Origin of the sequence: Amycolatopsis acidicola (assembly GCF_007713735.2) — a bacterium.
GTDB classification, from domain to species: Bacteria; Actinomycetota; Actinomycetes; order Mycobacteriales; family Pseudonocardiaceae; genus Amycolatopsis_E; species Amycolatopsis_E acidicola.
This window is the reverse complement of the sequence record NZ_VMNW02000011.1, coordinates 1-16,172: the sequence shown is the minus strand read 5'-3', so window position 1 is coordinate 16,172 and position 16,172 is coordinate 1. Positions and strand designations below refer to the sequence as shown.

The 16,172-nt window shown below is 71.1% G+C and carries 16 protein-coding genes; 11 read left to right on the top strand and 5 right to left on the bottom strand.

Annotation, left to right across the window (positions count from 1 at the left end; all coding sequences use genetic code 11):
- Positions 1 to 8: 8 nt before the first annotated feature.
- The 7 genes from FPZ12_RS10135 to FPZ12_RS10105 are packed head-to-tail and all read left to right on the top strand — an operon-like array spanning position 9 to position 6,961.
- On the top strand, positions 9 to 1,025 hold the full coding sequence (locus FPZ12_RS10135) for an NAD(P)-dependent alcohol dehydrogenase (RefSeq protein WP_208025822.1): 1,017 nt from the start codon (positions 9 to 11) through the stop codon (positions 1,023 to 1,025).
- Positions 1,018 to 1,803, top strand: coding sequence for a DeoR/GlpR family DNA-binding transcription regulator (locus FPZ12_RS10130; protein ID WP_144758148.1), 786 nt, complete (start codon positions 1,018 to 1,020; stop codon positions 1,801 to 1,803). Before FPZ12_RS10135 ends, FPZ12_RS10130 begins: the two co-directional genes overlap by 8 nt.
- Positions 1,800 to 3,206 (top strand): xylulokinase, encoded by a 1,407-nt coding sequence (gene xylB / locus FPZ12_RS10125; protein ID WP_144758149.1) that lies wholly within the window; start codon positions 1,800 to 1,802, stop codon positions 3,204 to 3,206. The genes FPZ12_RS10130 and xylB overlap by 4 nt, the downstream gene beginning before the upstream one ends.
- A 26-nt stretch (positions 3,207 to 3,232) precedes the next feature.
- Positions 3,233 to 4,354 carry an alanine racemase gene (gene alr / locus FPZ12_RS10120; protein ID WP_144758150.1) on the top strand — a complete coding sequence of 374 codons (1,122 nt, stop codon included), beginning with the start codon at positions 3,233 to 3,235 and terminating at the stop codon, positions 4,352 to 4,354.
- The gene (locus FPZ12_RS10115) at positions 4,354 to 5,451 is read left to right on the top strand and encodes an alpha/beta fold hydrolase (protein WP_166462676.1); all 1,098 of its coding nucleotides are present in this window, start codon (positions 4,354 to 4,356) and stop codon (positions 5,449 to 5,451) included. Before alr ends, FPZ12_RS10115 begins: the two co-directional genes overlap by 1 nt.
- Positions 5,448 to 5,912, top strand: coding sequence for a tRNA (adenosine(37)-N6)-threonylcarbamoyltransferase complex ATPase subunit type 1 TsaE (gene tsaE / locus FPZ12_RS10110; RefSeq protein ID WP_424923589.1), 465 nt, complete (start codon positions 5,448 to 5,450; stop codon positions 5,910 to 5,912). The genes FPZ12_RS10115 and tsaE overlap by 4 nt, the downstream gene beginning before the upstream one ends.
- 50 nt (positions 5,913 to 5,962) lie before the next feature.
- Positions 5,963 to 6,961: a zinc-dependent alcohol dehydrogenase gene (locus FPZ12_RS10105; protein ID WP_144758152.1), complete on the top strand. Its 999-nt coding sequence runs from the start codon at positions 5,963 to 5,965 to the stop codon at positions 6,959 to 6,961.
- 14 nt (positions 6,962 to 6,975) lie between these two features.
- On the opposite strand, the gene FPZ12_RS10100 is transcribed toward FPZ12_RS10105, so the two are convergent.
- The gene (locus FPZ12_RS10100) at positions 6,976 to 8,289 is read right to left on the bottom strand and encodes a carboxyl transferase domain-containing protein (RefSeq protein ID WP_144758153.1); all 1,314 of its coding nucleotides are present in this window, start codon (positions 8,287 to 8,289) and stop codon (positions 6,976 to 6,978) included.
- Positions 8,282 to 9,721: an acyl-CoA synthetase gene (locus FPZ12_RS10095; RefSeq protein WP_144758154.1), complete on the bottom strand. Its 1,440-nt coding sequence runs from the start codon at positions 9,719 to 9,721 to the stop codon at positions 8,282 to 8,284. Before FPZ12_RS10095 ends, FPZ12_RS10100 begins: the two co-directional genes overlap by 8 nt.
- A 113-nt stretch (positions 9,722 to 9,834) precedes the next feature.
- Between FPZ12_RS10095 and tsaB the strand changes: the two genes are divergently transcribed.
- Genes tsaB through tsaD form a run of 3 tightly spaced genes read left to right on the top strand, consistent with a single transcriptional unit; the run spans position 9,835 to position 12,001 of the window.
- Positions 9,835 to 10,488, top strand: a complete 654-nt coding sequence (tsaB, locus tag FPZ12_RS10090; RefSeq protein ID WP_144758155.1) for a tRNA (adenosine(37)-N6)-threonylcarbamoyltransferase complex dimerization subunit type 1 TsaB — start codon at positions 9,835 to 9,837, stop codon at positions 10,486 to 10,488.
- On the top strand, positions 10,485 to 10,955 hold the full coding sequence (rimI, locus tag FPZ12_RS10085; RefSeq protein ID WP_144758156.1) for a ribosomal protein S18-alanine N-acetyltransferase: 471 nt from the start codon (positions 10,485 to 10,487) through the stop codon (positions 10,953 to 10,955). The genes tsaB and rimI overlap by 4 nt, the downstream gene beginning before the upstream one ends.
- Positions 10,955 to 12,001: a tRNA (adenosine(37)-N6)-threonylcarbamoyltransferase complex transferase subunit TsaD gene (gene tsaD / locus FPZ12_RS10080; protein ID WP_144758157.1), complete on the top strand. Its 1,047-nt coding sequence runs from the start codon at positions 10,955 to 10,957 to the stop codon at positions 11,999 to 12,001. The genes rimI and tsaD overlap by 1 nt, the downstream gene beginning before the upstream one ends.
- Here tsaD and FPZ12_RS10075 read toward each other — a convergent pair.
- Both FPZ12_RS10075 and FPZ12_RS10070 read right to left on the bottom strand, forming a co-directional pair.
- The gene (locus FPZ12_RS10075) at positions 11,998 to 13,899 is read right to left on the bottom strand and encodes an N-acetylmuramoyl-L-alanine amidase (RefSeq protein WP_150980268.1); all 1,902 of its coding nucleotides are present in this window, start codon (positions 13,897 to 13,899) and stop codon (positions 11,998 to 12,000) included. The genes tsaD and FPZ12_RS10075 overlap by 4 nt on opposite strands.
- A 77-nt stretch (positions 13,900 to 13,976) precedes the next feature.
- Complete coding sequence (locus tag FPZ12_RS10070; RefSeq protein WP_144762528.1) at positions 13,977 to 14,360, bottom strand: winged helix-turn-helix transcriptional regulator; 384 nt, start codon at positions 14,358 to 14,360, stop codon at positions 13,977 to 13,979.
- Between the two features lie 67 nt (positions 14,361 to 14,427).
- On the opposite strand from FPZ12_RS10070, the gene FPZ12_RS10065 reads away from it, so the two are divergent.
- Positions 14,428 to 15,297 (top strand): NADP-dependent oxidoreductase, encoded by an 870-nt coding sequence (locus FPZ12_RS10065; RefSeq protein ID WP_144762530.1) that lies wholly within the window; start codon positions 14,428 to 14,430, stop codon positions 15,295 to 15,297.
- Positions 15,298 to 15,520: 223 nt separating this feature from the next.
- On the opposite strand, the gene FPZ12_RS10060 is transcribed toward FPZ12_RS10065, so the two are convergent.
- The gene (locus tag FPZ12_RS10060) at positions 15,521 to 16,087 is read right to left on the bottom strand and encodes a GNAT family N-acetyltransferase (protein ID WP_144762532.1); all 567 of its coding nucleotides are present in this window, start codon (positions 16,085 to 16,087) and stop codon (positions 15,521 to 15,523) included.
- Between the last annotated feature and the right edge of the window lie 85 nt (positions 16,088 to 16,172).

Here is a 16,172-nt window from a genome sequence, read left to right as displayed (position 1 = left end):
GCGACGGCATGAAGGTCTCGGTGTTGTACGGCGTGCACGACGTGCGCACGGAGACGAGGCCGGTGCCGGAGCCAGGGCCGGACGAGGTGCTCGTCCGCGTCACCGCGGTCGGCGCCTGCGGCTCCGACGTGCACTACTACGAGCACGGCCGCATCGGTGACTTCGTCGTGAAGCAGCCGCTGGTGCTCGGGCACGAGCCGAGCGGCGTCGTCGTCGCGAACGGCAGCCGGGCACGGCTGCACGAGGCCGGGCAGCGGGTGGCGCTGGAGCCGGGAGTGTCGTGTTCGCGGTGCGCGCAGTGCAAGGCCGGCCGCTACAACCTGTGCCCGGAGATGCGCTTCTTCGGCACTCCGCCGATCGACGGGGCTTTCTGCGAGTACGTCGCGCTGCGTGAGGATTTCGCGCACCCGATCCCGGACGCCTTGAGCGACGAGGCCGCGGGACTGCTCGAACCACTGTCCGTGGGCGTGTGGGCGAACCGGAAGGCGCGGGTGGCCCCGGGCAGCCGGGTGCTGATCACCGGCGCCGGGCCGATCGGCCTCGTCGCCACGCAGACGGCGCGCGCGTTCGGCGCGAGCGAAGTGCTGGTGACCGACGTCAATGCCCGTCGGCTCGCCGTCGCGCGGGAGCTGGGCGCGACCGGAACCCTCGACGTGTCAAGGGAAAGCCTGTCGGAAAGCGCTTTCGAGCCCGATGTGCTGCTGGAGTGCTCCGGCGTGCCCGCGGTCGCCTCCGGCGCGATTCGCAAGCTCGGCCGCGCGGGCCGGGCGGTACTCGTCGGCATGGGCGGGGACGAGATCCCGCTGCCGCTGGCGCACGTGCAGAACTCCGAAATCGAGGTGACCGGCACCTTCCGCTACGCCAACATCTGGCCCACCGCCATCGCGCTCGCCGCCGGCGGCGAGGTGGATCTGGACCGGCTGGTGACGCACCGGTTCGGCCTCGACGAGGTGGAGCAGGCGCTGACCATCGCGTCCCGCGACGACTCGGTGATCAAGGCCGTGGTGGTCCCGCGGCATGGCTAGACCCTCCGACGCCGAGGTGGAGCAGCGCCGGCAGAACGTGCTGCGGCACGTGATCGACCACGGCGAGGTGCGGATCGACCGGCTCACCGAGACCTTCGGCGTCAGCCTCATGACGATGCACCGCGATCTCGACGACCTGGCCGAGCGGCGGCTGCTGCGCAAGTTCCGCGGCCGTGTCGCGGCCTATCCGGCGTTGACCATCGAGACGGCCAAACGGTTCCGCGAAACGCTGAACGTCGCCTGCAAGGAGGCGCTCGGCGCGGCCGCGGCGAAGCAGGTGCGGCAGGGGCAGACGGTGTTCCTTGACGATTCGACCACCCTGTTTCCCTTGGCGCGCTTGATGCCCGACGTCGTCGCGGTCACGAACTCGCTGGAGGTCGCCCGCATCCTCGGTGCCCGCGAGGGCGCGGAGATCCACCTGCTCGGCGGCCGGTACACCGAGTTCGACTCGTGCATCGGCCCGGACACCCTCGCAGCGCTCCGCCGGACGCGGGCCGAGGTCGGGTTCGTCTCGGCCACCGCGATCGCCGCGGGCTGCCTCTACCACCCGGTCCGCGAGTACGCGGAGTTGAAGCTCGCCGCGCTGGCCGTGGCCGAGCGCAACGTACTCGTCGTGGACCACTCGAAGTTCGGCAAGACGGCCACGCACGCCTACGGCGACGCCGGCGTGTACGACCTGGTGATCACCGACGACGGCATCCCGGCGGACGAACTCGCCGCACTGCGCGAGACCGGCACCGAGGTGGAAGTCGTGGACACGAAAGCGGAGGAACTATGACAGCGCCGTTGGTCGCGGGTGTGGACTCGTCCACCCAGTCGACGAAGATCGTGGTCTGCGACGCGGAAACCGGGGCGGTGGTGCGCACCGGGCGGGCCGCGCACCCCGACACCACCGAGGTCGACCCGGACGTCTGGTGGTCGGCGTTCACCGAAGCGTCGGACGGGCTGCTGGAGGGCGTGCGCGCGATCGGCATCGGCGGCCAGCAGCACGGCATGATCACCCTCGACGAAGCCGGGGAAGTCGTGCGCCCGGCGTTGCTGTGGAACGACACCCGGTCCGGGCGCGCGGCCGAGGAGCTGATCGAGGAGCTGGGCGGGCCTGCCGCGTGGGCGAAGGCCGTCGGCTCGGTGCCGGTGGCGAGCCTGACGGTGACCAAGCTGCGCTGGATGGCCGAGCACGAGCCGGAGTTGGCGAAGCGGGTGACGCGCGTGCTGCTCCCGCACGACTGGCTGACGTGGCGGCTGCTGGGCGGCGAGCCGGTCACCGACCGCGGTGACGCCTCCGGCACCGGTTACTTCTCCCCGGCGGAAAACAAGTACCGCGAAGACATCCTCTCCCGCGCTTTCGGTCGTACGCCTGAACTTCCGCGCGTGCTCGGCCCGGCGGAGGCGGCAGGGCAGACGTCCGGCGGGATGCTCGTCTCGGCGGGCACCGGCGACAACATGGCCGCGGCGCTGGCATTGGGACTGTCCAAAGGGGACGTCGTGGTGTCACTCGGCACGAGCGGCACGGTCTTCGGCGTGTCGGAGACGGCGCCGAACGACCCGACGGGCACGGTCGCCGGGTTCGCCGACGCCACCGGACGCTTCCTGCCGCTGGCCTGCACGCTGAACGCCGCACGGGTGCTCACCGCGACGGCGGCCATGCTCGGCGTCGATCTCGCGGGGCTGGATTCCCTTGCACGGCAAGCGAAAGCGGGCGCGGGTGGGCTGACGTTCCTGCCCTACCTCGATGGCGAGCGCACACCGAACCTGCCGGACGCGGCGGGCTCGCTGCACGGGATGCGGCGCGCGAACATGACCCCGGAGAACATGGCCCGCGCGGCTGTCGAGGGGATGCTCTGCGGGCTCGCCGCGGGACTGGATGCCGTGCAGGCGCAGGGAATCACGGCGCGGCGGGTGTTGCTCATCGGCGGGGCGGCGCAGTCCGAGGCCGTCCGCGAAGCGGCGTCGACGGTGTTCGGCTTGCCCGTGGTGGTGCCTGAGCCCGCCGAGCACGTCGCGCTCGGCGCGGCCCGGCAGGCCGCGTGGGCGCTGGCCGGAACTCCGGAGCCGCCGGTGTGGTCCGCGAACGGTAGCCTCGAGCTTCCGGAGGGTGACAGCGCGGCCGGGAACGAGCTGCGACAGCGGCATCTCGACGTGCGTGCGCTGCTGCACGGCGTGCCGGGCGGGAACGGCTGAACCCCGCTGTGGGAAAATCGGGGTCGATGAACCCCGATTCCGCCCGCGCCGAGATCGTCATCGACCTCGCCGCCATCAGGCACAACCTGCGGTTGCTCGCGTCGCGGGCAGCCGCGTCCGGTGCTGCGACGATGGCCGTGGTCAAGGCCGACGGCTACGGCCACGGCGCCCTCCCGGTGGCCAAGGCCGCGGTCGAAGCGGGGGCGACCTGGCTCGGCGCGTGCTCGCTCGCCGAGGCGCTGGCCCTTCGTGAGGCCGGGGTCACCGCGCGTTTGTTCAGCTGGCTCGATCTGCCCGATGTGGACTTCGCGCCCGGGATCGAGGCGGGCGTGGATGTCTCGGCGAGTTCCGCCAGGGAGCTGGGGCGGATCGCCGAGGCAGCGCAGCGGGCCGGCGCCACGGCGCGGGTGCACCTGAAGATCGACACCGGGCTGTCCCGCAACGGGTGCCCGGCATACGCGTGGCCCGCGCTGGTCAAGGCGGCCGCCGCCGAGCCGGGAGTCGAGGTGGTCGCGGTCTGGTCGCATTTGGCCTGCGCGGACGAGCCGGGGCATCCGTCGATCGACGCGCAGGCGAAGCGTTTCCAAGCTGCGTACGAGATAGCGCGCGAAGCCGGGCTGAACCCGTTGCGGCACCTCGCGAACTCCGCCGCCACGCTCACCAGGCCCGATCTGCACTTCGACGTCGTCCGGCCGGGTATCGCGATGTACGGGCTCAATCCCGTGCAACAGCAGGAAGATCTGCGCCCGGCGATGACCTTCCGGTCCTCCGTCGTGCTGACCAAACGGATCGACGCCGGCGAGTCTGTCTCTTATGGACACACGTGGACGGCGGAGCGCCCCACGAACCTGGCGCTCGTGCCCGCGGGTTACGCCGATGGCGTGCCGCGCACGCTGTCCGGACGGATGGACGTGTGGCTGGGCGGACAGCGGCGGCCGATCGCGGGCCGGGTGTGCATGGACCAGCTGGTGGTCGACTGCGGGGACGACGAACCGGCGGTCGGCGACGAGGTGATCCTCTTCGGCGCGGGTCGCCAAGGGGAGCCGACGGCCCGGGAGTGGGCGGACACCATAGGAACCATCGACTACGAGATCGTCACCGGTATGTACCGGCCGCGGGTGCGGCGCCGGTATGTGGGGGAGGCGTGATGATGGCGTCGCGGCGGCTGCTCACCGTTGTCGGTGGTGCGGCGGCGCTCATCACCGGCACGGCCGCCGCCACCATCGCGGTCACCGCGCAGCAGCGCAAGCTCAGCGAGAGCCTCGCCGACGAGCACCTGGGCGAGCTGGACGCGGACCGCACCTTCACGGTCGCGGCCGACGACGGCACCCCGCTCGCGGTGTCGGAAATCGAGCCGGAGGAGGGCAAGGCCGAGCTGACCGTGGTCGGGGTACACGGCTTCGCGCTTTCCCAGCGCAGCTGGTACTTCCAGCGCGGAGCGCTGTCCTCGCTGACGCTGCCACGGGTCCGGCAGGTGTACTACGACCATCGCGGCCACGGGCTTTCCGGTGCGGCGAAAGAGAAAACCAGCACCATCGAGCAGCTCGCCCGCGACCTGGACGCGGTACTGCGCGCGGTCGCCCCGCAGGGCCCGATCGTCCTCATCGGACACTCGATGGGCGGCATGGTGATCATGGAGCTGGCCCAGCAGAACCCGGAGCTGTTCGCCGAACGCATCGCCGGGGTGGCGCTCATCGCCACGGCCGCGGGCGAGGTCGGCGCCAAGGGTTTGCCGCGCGGGCTCCTGTCGAAGTACAACCCGCTCACGCGTGGCGTCGGCGGCCTGGCCGGCTGGCAGCCCGGGCTGGTGGAGTTCGTGCGTGCCACGGGCGGTCAGCTCACCCGGCCTGCCGTGCGGCGCCTGGCTTTCGGCTCGCGCGACGTGCCGCCGAAGGTGGTCGACTTCCTGCTGGAGATGCTCGCGGTCACGCCGGTGCGCGGCCTCGTCGACTTCATCGACACGCTGGGCAGCCACAACAGGTATGCCGCGCTGGCCGGGTTGAAGCACGCGCATGTGCTGGTGATCGGCGGTGACGCGGACAGGCTGACCCCGTACACCCACACCGAGCGGATCGCCGCGGAGCTGCCGGACGCCGAGCTGGCGCGGGTGCGCGGCGCGGGGCACATGGTGCAGCTGGAACAGCCCGAACTGGTGAACGGCCACCTGATCGACCTGGTGCAGCGATGTGCTGGAGTGGACACCATGAGTTCATCCCGACGGATCTGGCGGTGGCTGAACCGGTGAGCTGGGAACTGACCACGGCCGAGGACACGGTGCGGTTCGGCGAGTCGCTGGGCGCGGTGCTGCGCGCCGGGGACCTGGTGCTGCTCGCGGGCCCGCTCGGTGCCGGAAAGACGGTGTTGACCAGGGGAATCGCGGCAGGGCTCGGCGTGCTGGGCCGGGTCTCGTCGCCCACGTTCGTGCTCGCGCGGGTGCACCCGGCAGGCGATCGGGGCGTGCCGCTGGTGCACGTGGACGCGTACCGGCTCGGCGGTGACCTGGCGCAGCTGGACGACCTCGACCTGGACACCGACCTCGAGGCGTCGGCCGTGGTCGTGGAGTGGGGCGAGGGCTCGGCGGAACGGCTGTCCGAGGACTACCTCGTCGTCCGCCTCGACCGCAGGCCCGACGACGTGCGCGTGGCCGAGCTGGAGCCGCACGGAGCCTGGGAGTCCCGGCTGGCGGAGCTGTCCCTCGCCCACTGACCCGGTCTAGGGTTTCGGACAGGTGCCGAAATCTCGGACAGGGAGGCGCGATGAGCCGCGCGGTGTCGATCGACCAGCCCGAGTCGCTGCGCGTGGTTCCGGCGCAGCCGCAGCTGCCGGCGCACGGCGAAGCGGTGGTGCGCGTGGCGTGGTCCGGGATCTGCGGGTCGGATCGCGAACTGTTCGCGGGTACCCGCGCCGAGGGGTATGTGCGGTATCCGGTCGTGCCCGGGCACGAATGGTCGGGCACGGTGGTCGAGCTGGGCCCTGGCACCGATCCCGAGTTGCTGGGGAAAAAGGTTGTGGGGGAAGGGTTCCGCAACTGCGGCCGGTGCGTGGCGTGTCGGCGCGGGGACACGAATCTGTGCGAAGCCGCTTACGACGAAACGGGTTTCACCCAGCCCGGCGCGTGGGCGGACGAGCTGCGGCTACCCGCACGGCTGCTGCATGAACTGCCCGACAGCGCGGATCTGAAAGCCGCCGCGCTCCTCGAACCGGCGGCGTGCATGGCCGCGGCGGTGCTGAAGGCGAACGTGGTGCCGGGGGAGCGTGTGGCGGTGGTCGGCGGGGGCACGCTGGGCATGCTCGCCGTGCAGCTGCTGGCCGCGAGCAGCCCGGGTGAGCTGGCGGTGGTCGACCCGCGCACGGACCGAGCGGAGCTGGCGCGGCGGTTCGGCGCGGAGACACACTCGCCGGACGAAAAGCTGGAGCCATTCGACGTGGTCGTCGAGGCGGCGGGCGCGCCAGGCTCGGGGAGCAGCGCGATCCGCCTGACCAAGCGCGGCGGGCGGACTGTGCTTACCGGGCTCGCCGGCACGGAGACCGACCCGATCGCGCCCGCGGACCTCGTCGCTTCGGCCGTCACCGTGCACACCGTTTTCGGGGCGCCGTCTCGTGCCTGGTCGCATGCCGTGCGCGCCTTCACCAACGGCCTGCTGGACCCGCTTCCCCTTGTCACACACGAATTCCCACTCGACGAGGCGGCGCAAGCACTAACCACCCCGGCCGACCCGACCGTGCCGACGGGCAAGATCCTCTTGCACCCTTAGGCTCTGCTGCGCCCCTAGACGATCGCCCGTGCGATGCCGAGTTCGATCAAGTCCTGCGGGCGTAGCCGCAGCTGGTTCGCGGTGGCTGGGATGTCTCCGGCCGGGCGTTTGAGGATCGCGGCCGCCGCTTCCGGGGACGTGACGGAGAAGTAGCTGTCGGGCGTAACCCAGGTCCGCCCGGGAGCGGCGAAGGCGAGCGCGCCGCCTGAGCCGCCCTCGCCGATTACCAGCGTCGTCACGGGCACCGACGCGCTCGCGACGGCGGCGAACACCTCCGAGATCGACGTGCCCACCCCGGAACGTTCCGCCGCCGCGTCGTTCGCCGCGCCGGGGGTGTCGACCAACGTCAGCACCGGGATGCCGAGCCGGTCCGCGAGCCGGACAAGCCTTGCGGCCGTACGGAATCCCGATGGCAGCGTCGCCGTGCCGCACTGCGCCGCGTAGGCCACCGTGACACCGCCGCGAAGCCCGAAGCCGCATTTCACGCCCTCGTCCACGCCCCCGCAACGATCGCCGCTGATGTCCTCGCGCCAGTCGAAGTACGCGTCGAGATACGCCTCCGCGTGCGGCCGCCCCGGCGCCCGCGCAGCCTGGACCGCGTCCCATCCCGTTTCGGGCAAAGCCTGAGCGCCCAAGGAAGACGGCGGCTCCGCGGGCTGACCGTCCGCGCTGGTCAAGAGGATGAGCCACCGAGCCAGTTGGACGTCCAACGTCTCACGACCGATGACCGCATCGACCTGTCCGCTCGCGAACTGCGACTCCGCGGTGTAAGCCGAGGCGTCGCCCTCCGGCCGCACCCGCGACCCCGCGAAACCCACCTGCGCGCCGGGCAGCGCGAGCGTGACGTCCGCGCCCGCGCCGAGCGTCGCCCATCCGCCGCCGGTGGTCGGGTTCCGCAGCACCGAGATCAGCGGAATCCCGGCTGCCCTCGTCGCCGCGGCCGCAGCGGCGATGCGCTGCAACTGGGTCAGCGCCGCCATGCCCTCCTGCATCCGGCTGCCACCGGTCGCGATCAGCGACACCACCGGCGTGCCCGATTCGCGAGCACGGGTGAACGCCGCTTCCAGCCGGTCGCCGGTGCGCCTGCCCAGCGAACCGCCGAGGAAACCGAACTCGAACGCGATCAGCGTGGCCTCGACGTCGCCGACCTTGCCGACGCCGCACAGCACGGATTCCTCTTCCCCGGTGCGCTTTCCGGCCCGCTCACGGGCGTCGTCGTAACCGGGCCAGCCGATCGGTCCGTCCACAGTGGACGACGACGGTGGCGCGGGGAACTCGCTGAAACCGGAACAGAGCGAGCCGATCAGCTCACGCGCCGACTCACCCATCCAGCGCCCGTTTCATCACCTTGCCCATGTCGTTGCGCGGCAAGGCAGCCAGGAACCGCACCACGCGCGGGCGCTTGTGCGGAGTGAGCAGCCGCGCCACGTGGTCGACCAGATCCTGCTCGGCAGGGCGCTCACCGGCGGGCACGATCCACGCCACGATCCGCTCGCCGAGGTCCTCGTCCGGCTCGCCGGTGACCGCCGCTTCGGCCACGCCGGGGTGCTCCAGCAGGGCGTTCTCGATCTCGCCGGCGCCGATCTTGTACCCGCCGCTCTTGATCAGGTCGGTCGCCTTGCGGCCGACGATCCGGTAGTAGCCGTCCGGCTCGCGCACCGCCATGTCGCCGGTGCGGAACCAGCCGTCGACGAAGACCTCCGCGGTCGCGTCCGGCCGGTTCAGGTACTCGGTGAACAGGTTCCGCCCGCGCACCTGGATCTCCCCGACGGTCTCCCCGTCGCTGCCCTCGATCTCCGCACCGGCCTCGTCGACCAACCGCGCCTCGACCCCGCGCAGCGGAACGCCGACCGTGCCCGGCCGGCGCTCGCCATCCGCGCGGACGCTCGTGTTCATCAGCGTCTCGGACATCCCGTACCGCTCGACGACCTCCTGCCCGGTGGCCGCGGTGATCCGCTGATGGTCGTGCACCGGCAGCGCGGCCGAACCCGAGACGAGCAGCCGCGCGCTGCCGAAAGCCTTGGCCAGCGCGGGATTCTCGCTCACCTCACCGGCGATGCGGTGGTACATCGTCGGCACGCCGAACATCATCGTGGCCCCGCCCGCGAGCTCCTTCGCGGCGGCTTCGACGGAGAACTTCCCGAGGTGGCGGACGCTGCCGCCGCGGCGGAGCGGGCCGAGGATGCCGAGGATCAGCCCATGCACGTGGAACAGCGGCAGCCCGTGCACCAGCACGTCGTCCGCGGTCCACTGCCAGGCGTCCTCCAGCGCGTCGAGCGTGGACGAGATCGCGCGGCGGGGGAGCACGACGCCCTTGGGCGGGCCGGTGGTCCCGGAGGTGTAGACGATCAGCGCCGGGGCTTCTTCGTCCGGCTCTTCGGGCAGTTCGCCGGGCACGCCGGTGAGCTCGACTTCCTTACGTGGCAAGGCGGCCAGCGCATCCGGCAGCTTCGCGCCCGGCTCGGTGAGCACCAGTGCGGGCTCACTGTCGGAGACGATGTGGCCGAGTTCCCGCTCGCCGATCTTCGGGTTGACCGGCACGGCCGGCACGCCCGCGATGAGCGCGGCCACCACCGCGACGCTGGTGTGGATCGACGGCGTGGCCCACAGCGCGACGCGCCCTGGGGCGGCCGCCTTCAGCTCCCGGGCGAGCGCGCCCGCCGCGGCAGCCAGTTCCGTGTAGTCGAGGGCATGCTCGGGGAAGGAAATGGCGTTCTTCGCCGGTGCGGCTGCCAGAGCCGGGAACAACCGTTCGGCCACGCTGGTCTCCCTCGCTGGAATTGGCTAAGTGGCTCATCCAATTCCAGCGGGGTTGCGCCGCGCTGTCAAGCGCTCCGTCGGGGTACTGAGGTGGGTCGGTAGGCTGGGTAGCCGTGCTGGTCCTCGCCATCGATACCTCGACGCCCGCGGTCACGGCCGGGCTCGCGACCCTGGAGCGTGCCGACGTCTCCGTGCTCGCCGAGCGCGTCACGGTGAACGCGCGCGCACACGGTGAACTCATCACGCCCCACGTGGTGGAGGTGCTCGAAGAAGCGGGTCACACGCTCGCCGACCTGGACGCAATCGTTTGCGGCGTTGGTCCTGGCCCGTTCACCGGACTGCGCGCCGGCATGGCGACGGCGGGAGCCTTCGGCCACGCGCTCGGCATCCCGGTGTATCCGGTCTGCGGCCATGACGCGATAGCCGCCGTGGCGCTGCCCGGCGAGCAGTTCCTCGTCGTCACCGACGCCCGTCGCCGCGAGGTGTACTGGGCCTCTTACGACGCGAACGGCAAACGCCTCGACGGGCCCAAGGTCCGCGAGCCGGGAGATCTGGGCTTCGCCGTGGCAGCGGGGGACGGGGCGCGGCAGTACGCCGAGAAGCTCGGAGTCCGCGTCGTCGAGCCGTACTACCCGTCGACCGGCGGCCTCGTAACAGTCGCGAAGCGCGAGCTCGTGGCCGGGACGCCGCCGGAGCCGCTCACGCCGCTGTACCTTCGCCGCCCCGACGCGGTCGAGCCCGCGGCACGGAAGCGGGTCACGGCATGAAGCTCACGCCGCTGCGCCGCAAGGACATCGCCCGCTGCGTCGAGATCGAGAAACTGCTCTTCGCCGGGGACGACCCGTGGAGCTCCCGCGCGTTCCACTCCGAACTGGACGCGGGCGGCTACTACCTCGGCGCGTACACGGACGAAGACGTGCTGGTCGGCTACGCGGGCCTGGCCACTGTCGGTCGTCCCGGTGACTTCGAATCCAGCGTGCACACCATCGGCGTCGACCCGGAGTACCAGGGGATGGGCGTCGGCACGGGCCTGCTGCGGGCGCTGCTCGCCCGCGCGGACGAGCTGAACGCCCCGGTGTTCCTGGAGGTGCGCACCGACAACGACCGGGCCATCGAGCTGTACAACCGCCACGGCTTCACGCGGCTCGGCGTGCGCAAGCGCTACTACCAGCCGTCCGGGGCCGACGCCTACACGATGAAACGCCCGGCCCGTGCCGAACAGGGGGTGAGCTGATGTCCCGGATCATCATGGGCATCGAAAGCTCGTGCGACGAGACCGGAGTGGGCCTCGTCCGGCTGCACGACGACGGCCGGGTCGAGCTGCTCGCCGACCAGGTCGCCTCCAGCGTCGAGCAGCATGCGCGCTTCGGTGGCGTCGTGCCCGAGGTCGCCAGCCGTGCCCACTTGGAAGCGATGGTGCCCACGGCGAACCGCGCGTTCGCCACCGCGGGGCTCGCACTGTCCGATGTGGACGCCATCGCGGTCACCGCAGGGCCGGGGCTGGCCGGCGCGCTGCTGGTCGGGGTGTCCGCGGCCAAGGCGTACGCCGCCGCGCTGGACGTGCCGCTGTACGGGGTGAACCACCTCGCCGGGCACATCGCGGTCGACACCCTCGAGCACGGGCCGCTGCCCACGCCTTGCCTCGCGCTGCTCGTCTCCGGTGGGCATTCCCAGCTGCTGCGGGTGGACGACATTTCCGGCGCGATCACCGAGCTCGGGTCCACTGTGGACGACGCGGCCGGTGAGGCCTACGACAAGGTCGCCCGCGTGCTCGGCCTGCCGTACCCTGGCGGTCCGCCGATCGACAAGGCCGCCAAGCAGGGCAACCCGTCGGCCATCGCCTTCCCGCGCGGGATGACCGGCCCCCGGGACGCGAAGTACGATTTTTCCTTCTCCGGCTTGAAAACCGCGGTCGCGCGCTGGGTCGAAGGCGCCGAGCGCCGGGGCGAGGAGGTCCCGGTGAACGACGTCGCCGCTTCGTTCCAGGAGGCCGTCGCCGACGTGCTGACCGCGAAGGCCGTGCGGGCCGCCACGGAGTCGGGCATCGGCACCCTCGTCATCTCCGGTGGCGTGGCGGCGAACTCGCGGCTGTCCGAGCTGGCCCGCGAACGCTGCGAGGCGGCCGGGATCGAGCTGCGCGTTCCCCGGCCGCGGCTGTGCACCGACAACGGCGCGATGATCGCCGCGCTCGGCGCACACGTGGTGGCCGCCGGGGCCAAGCCGTCCTCTTTGGACATCTCGGCGAACCCGGCGCTCCCGGTCGAAGTCGTTTCCCTCTAAGGCTTTTCGAGGGACACGTCGTCGAGCTTCACGTACGCGACGCGGTGCCCGAACTGGATCTGCACGTACTTCGTTTCGCCACGCACCACCACGTGTGAGGCGGGGTCGAAGGTGGTCGCCGAGAAGTACTCCGCGTCCAGCACCGGGCCTGCGGCGTAGCGCTGCCCGGCGGAAAACGTGTACTGCAACGGCGTGATGTCCTGCGGCGGAATGCCGGACGGGTACGCCGAAGCCTCCGGATACGCCCTGCCGTACACCGGAACCGTTGCCAGGTCCTGCTTCGGCGTGACCACCAGGCCCAGTGCGGGTTGCGTGCTCGCGCTGCGGAGCCAGCCCTTCTGGCCGAGGAACCAGATCGCCGTCCAGTCGCCGCGCACCTCGGCAACCGCGTACTGCTGCCCGGTCGAGACCCTGCTGCCGACGTCGGAAACATCCATTGTGGACGGCGAGCCGTCCGGGTGCAGGCCGGGGTCGGCCAGCAGCGGCGCGTCGTCGCTCGGCTCGGTGCGCAGGACGACCGCCGACGAGCCGCGCACCGGGCAGACCGAGCCCGCGCCGTCGCAGCCGGTGAACGCCGGGTGGTTGCTTGCGTAGTCGGGCTTGATCGTCACCAGCCCCGTCTGCTGCTTGGGCCACGCCGCGAAGGGCGCGCCGAGCAGGTCGAAGTAGTGCGCCCAGTCCCAGTAGGGGCCCGGGTCCCAGTGCATGCCCGCGACCGTGGACGGCGTGGTGCCCGGCACGTTGTCGTGGCCGAGGATGTGCTGGCGGTCGAGCGGGATCCCGTACTTGCCCGCGAGGTAGCGGACGAGCTTGGCCGAGCTGCGGTACATCGCCTCCGTGTACCAGGTGGCCTGCGCGCCGTAGCCCTCGTGCTCGACGCCGATGGATTTCGCGTTCACGTACCAGTTCCCGGCGTGCCAGCCGACGTCCTTGGTCTGGATGTGCTGGGCGATGTGGCCGTCGGTGGAGCGCAGCGTGTAGTGCCATCCGAGGTACGTCGGATCCTGCACGAGTGCCAGCGCGGCGTCGTAGCCGCATTCCGTGTCGTGGATGACGATGTGCGTGATGCGCTGGCTCTGCGGGCGTTCGGCCTTGTCGTAGTTGCCGTAGCCGCCGCCCTCGAGTTCCTGGTACGGGGCCGGGATCCACTCGGCGGAGACACCCGAGGGCGCTTCCACCGCACCCGGCGCGGCGGCGGGCAGCGCCAGCGAACGCAGTTGCGTGCGGGCCGGAGTGACGGACACCGCGTCCAGCCGCACGGATTGGCCGTCGTCGGTCACCCGGCTCATGCCGCCGGTGATCACGCTGTAGACCTCGTCGGCGAAGGAGGCCGCGGCCGTCGAGTCGGTGGCGCCGCTGTACTTCGCGACGGCGCCGTACCAGTCGGCCGGGTTCGCGCTGGTGACCCCGAGTTCTCGTTGGTACTGAGCCAAAACGGCGGCCCCGCCGCGGATGTTCTGCGTCGGGTCGGTGCGCAGCGTGGCCGGGTCCGCGCCAGTCAGGCTCGATGCGAGATCGACCGTCTGCAGCGCCGGGGTGGGCGCCGCGGCCTCCGGCGCGCGAGGCGCGAGCGCGGGCCGGGCCGTGTCACCGCGCGGGTCCTCCGAGCCCTTGTCGTGGTGGCTCCCGCCTGACGCGACCGTGCGCAGGTCGGTGAGGTGCATGGGCCCGAACCCGGCGCCGGTGCTCGGTGTGCCCGCGTTGTGGTCCCAGCGGGATTTCAGGTACGACACCCCGAGCAGGACCGGCTCCGGCACGCCGAACTCCTCGGCCGCCGCGGCGAAAGCCTGTTGCCTCCCCGACACGCTCGCCTGCGCGGTACCGGGTGCGGCGACCGCTATCCCGGCCGCGCCGGCGGCGGCGACTCGAAGGGCGTTGCGACGGCTGAACGGGTCCATGGAGTCTCCTCGCGGGCCGGGTGATGATCGAAAAATACACACTGCCCGCGGGGTTCGGTACCGGATTGACCATGGTTTCAGCGGATCGGTTGCGGCTCCGGTCGCTCGTCGAAGGCGCGGCGGGCCGCCATGATCTCGTCGACGTGCGCCTCCGCCCAGTTGCCGAGGGTGTTGAAGAGCGCGCCGACCTCGGCGCCCAGGTCCGTGACGGCGTACTCGACGCGCGGCGGCACTGTCGGGTACACGGCCCGGCTGACCAGCCCGTCGCGTTCCAGCGCGCGCAAGGTCTGGGTGAGCATCTTCTGCGTGACGCCTTCGAGGCGGCGGCGCAGTTCGTTGAACCGCAACGGTTTTTCCTGCTTGCGCAACAGGCTCAAGACGAGCAGCGCCCATTTGTTGGCCAGCGTCTCCAGCACTGTGCGGGCCGGGCAGGCGTGCAGGTATGACTGGACGGTATCCACAAGGTACCTGGATATCAAAAAGGTGCCTTCTTCACAACGGATACCGTTCGCGCGCAGGATCGATGCCATGCAAGCGATCAACCAACAGGCCCTTGGTGGCCCGGAAGTGCTGGAGCCGGTTGACGTCGCCGTGCCGGAGCCGGGCCCGGGCGAAGTGCTGGTGCGGGTTCGCGCGGCGGGCGTGAATCCGGCGGACTGGAAGGTGCGGTCGGGCGAGGTCGAAACACCGTGGCCGCCGCCGTTCCGGCTCGGTTACGAGTTCTCCGGCGAGGCCGAGGGGCGTGACGTGTACGGGCTTTGGCTGACGCGTTGGGGCGCGTACGCCGAGTACGTCATCGTGCCGCGCGAAGTGCTCGCGCCGAAGCCCGCGTCGCTCGACCACGTGCACGCGGCGGCGCTGCCGACGGCGGCTTTGACGGCGTGGCAAGGATTGCTCGGTGTGGCAGGGCTTTCGGCGGGGCAGCGGGTGTTGATCCACGCCGCCGCTGGCGGGGTCGGACACCTGGCCGTGCAGATCGCGAAGTCCGTGGGCGCTCACGTGATAGGTACGGCGCGCGCGGAGAACCACGACTTCCTGCGCGCGCTGGGGGCGGCTGAGCTGATCGACTACACGGCCGAGGACTTCACGAAGCGCGTCTCGGGGGTCGACGTCGTCTACGACCTCGTCGGCGGCTCGTACGGTTCGCGATCGCTCGAGGTGCTGGCGGACGACGGGATTCTCCTTGACGCACAAGGAAACGACGCGTCGGGCGACGCGCGTTACCGGCGGGTCTACGTCCAGTCGTCGGCTGTGGACCTGGCGAAGATCAGTGAACTGGTGGAAGCCGGACGGCTGCGCGTCGAGGTGGCCGAGGTCCTGCCGCTGGCGGACGCCGCGAAGGCCCACGCGCTCAGCGAAGCGGGGCACGTCCGCGGGAAACTCGTGCTGGTGCCGTGAGGATGGCCCTGGTCCTCCGGCGGGGGACCAGGGCCTCGCGCGTCAGGTCAGCATTTGCCGCAGCAGCCGCATCCGGAACCAGTGCAGGAACTGCAGCAGTTGCACCCAGCCATGTGAAAACACCATCCCTTCAGACAGGCTCACCCGGGCCGCGTTCCAAGGTAGGCAAGCCTTCCCCAGGTCAACACCGCCCGAAGGGTGAGATGGCGATATCACTCAGTGACTATGTGTCAGAGCACTCGGCCTGTGATCGCGTTCGCGCGTAGAGGAGCATGTCGACCCTGCGGCCGGCGATCTCGTGATGGCTACGCATGAGCCCCTCGCGCTCGTAACCGGCGAATTCGGCCGTCCGCACGGAGCCGGTGTTCCATGGCTCGATGTACAACTCGATGCGATGGACGTCGGGCAAGGTCCAGGCGAAGCCCGTCACGGCGATGAGCGCCTCGCCCGCGCCGTGCCTGCCGCGGCTGCGAGGCGCGATCGAGTACCCGGCGCTGATCCTGCCCATGATCATCGACCCGACGTTCAGGCCGACCGTCCCGAGCGCCTCGTCGGTGTCGGCATCGGCGATGCAGAACCCGTAGCCCGCGCCGGTCGCCAGCCGCTCGTGCTGCCGCGCGATCCACGCGAGCGCCTGAGCCCGGTCGGCCTGCGCGGGCAACGTGCCGATGTCGGGCACGTACCGATCGGTGGCGAGATCCATCACCATGCCCGCGTCGCGCTCCTCGAAGGCGCGCAGCAGCACCCCACCGTAAGCAGGCGCGACCCGAGGCAGGACGAGCGGCAGCATGCACGGATCTTCCGCCTTTCCCGGGAAGCAGCGCGACCGAATATCGCCAGGCAGCCACGCCCACCACCCGGCGGCGCCCCCCGGC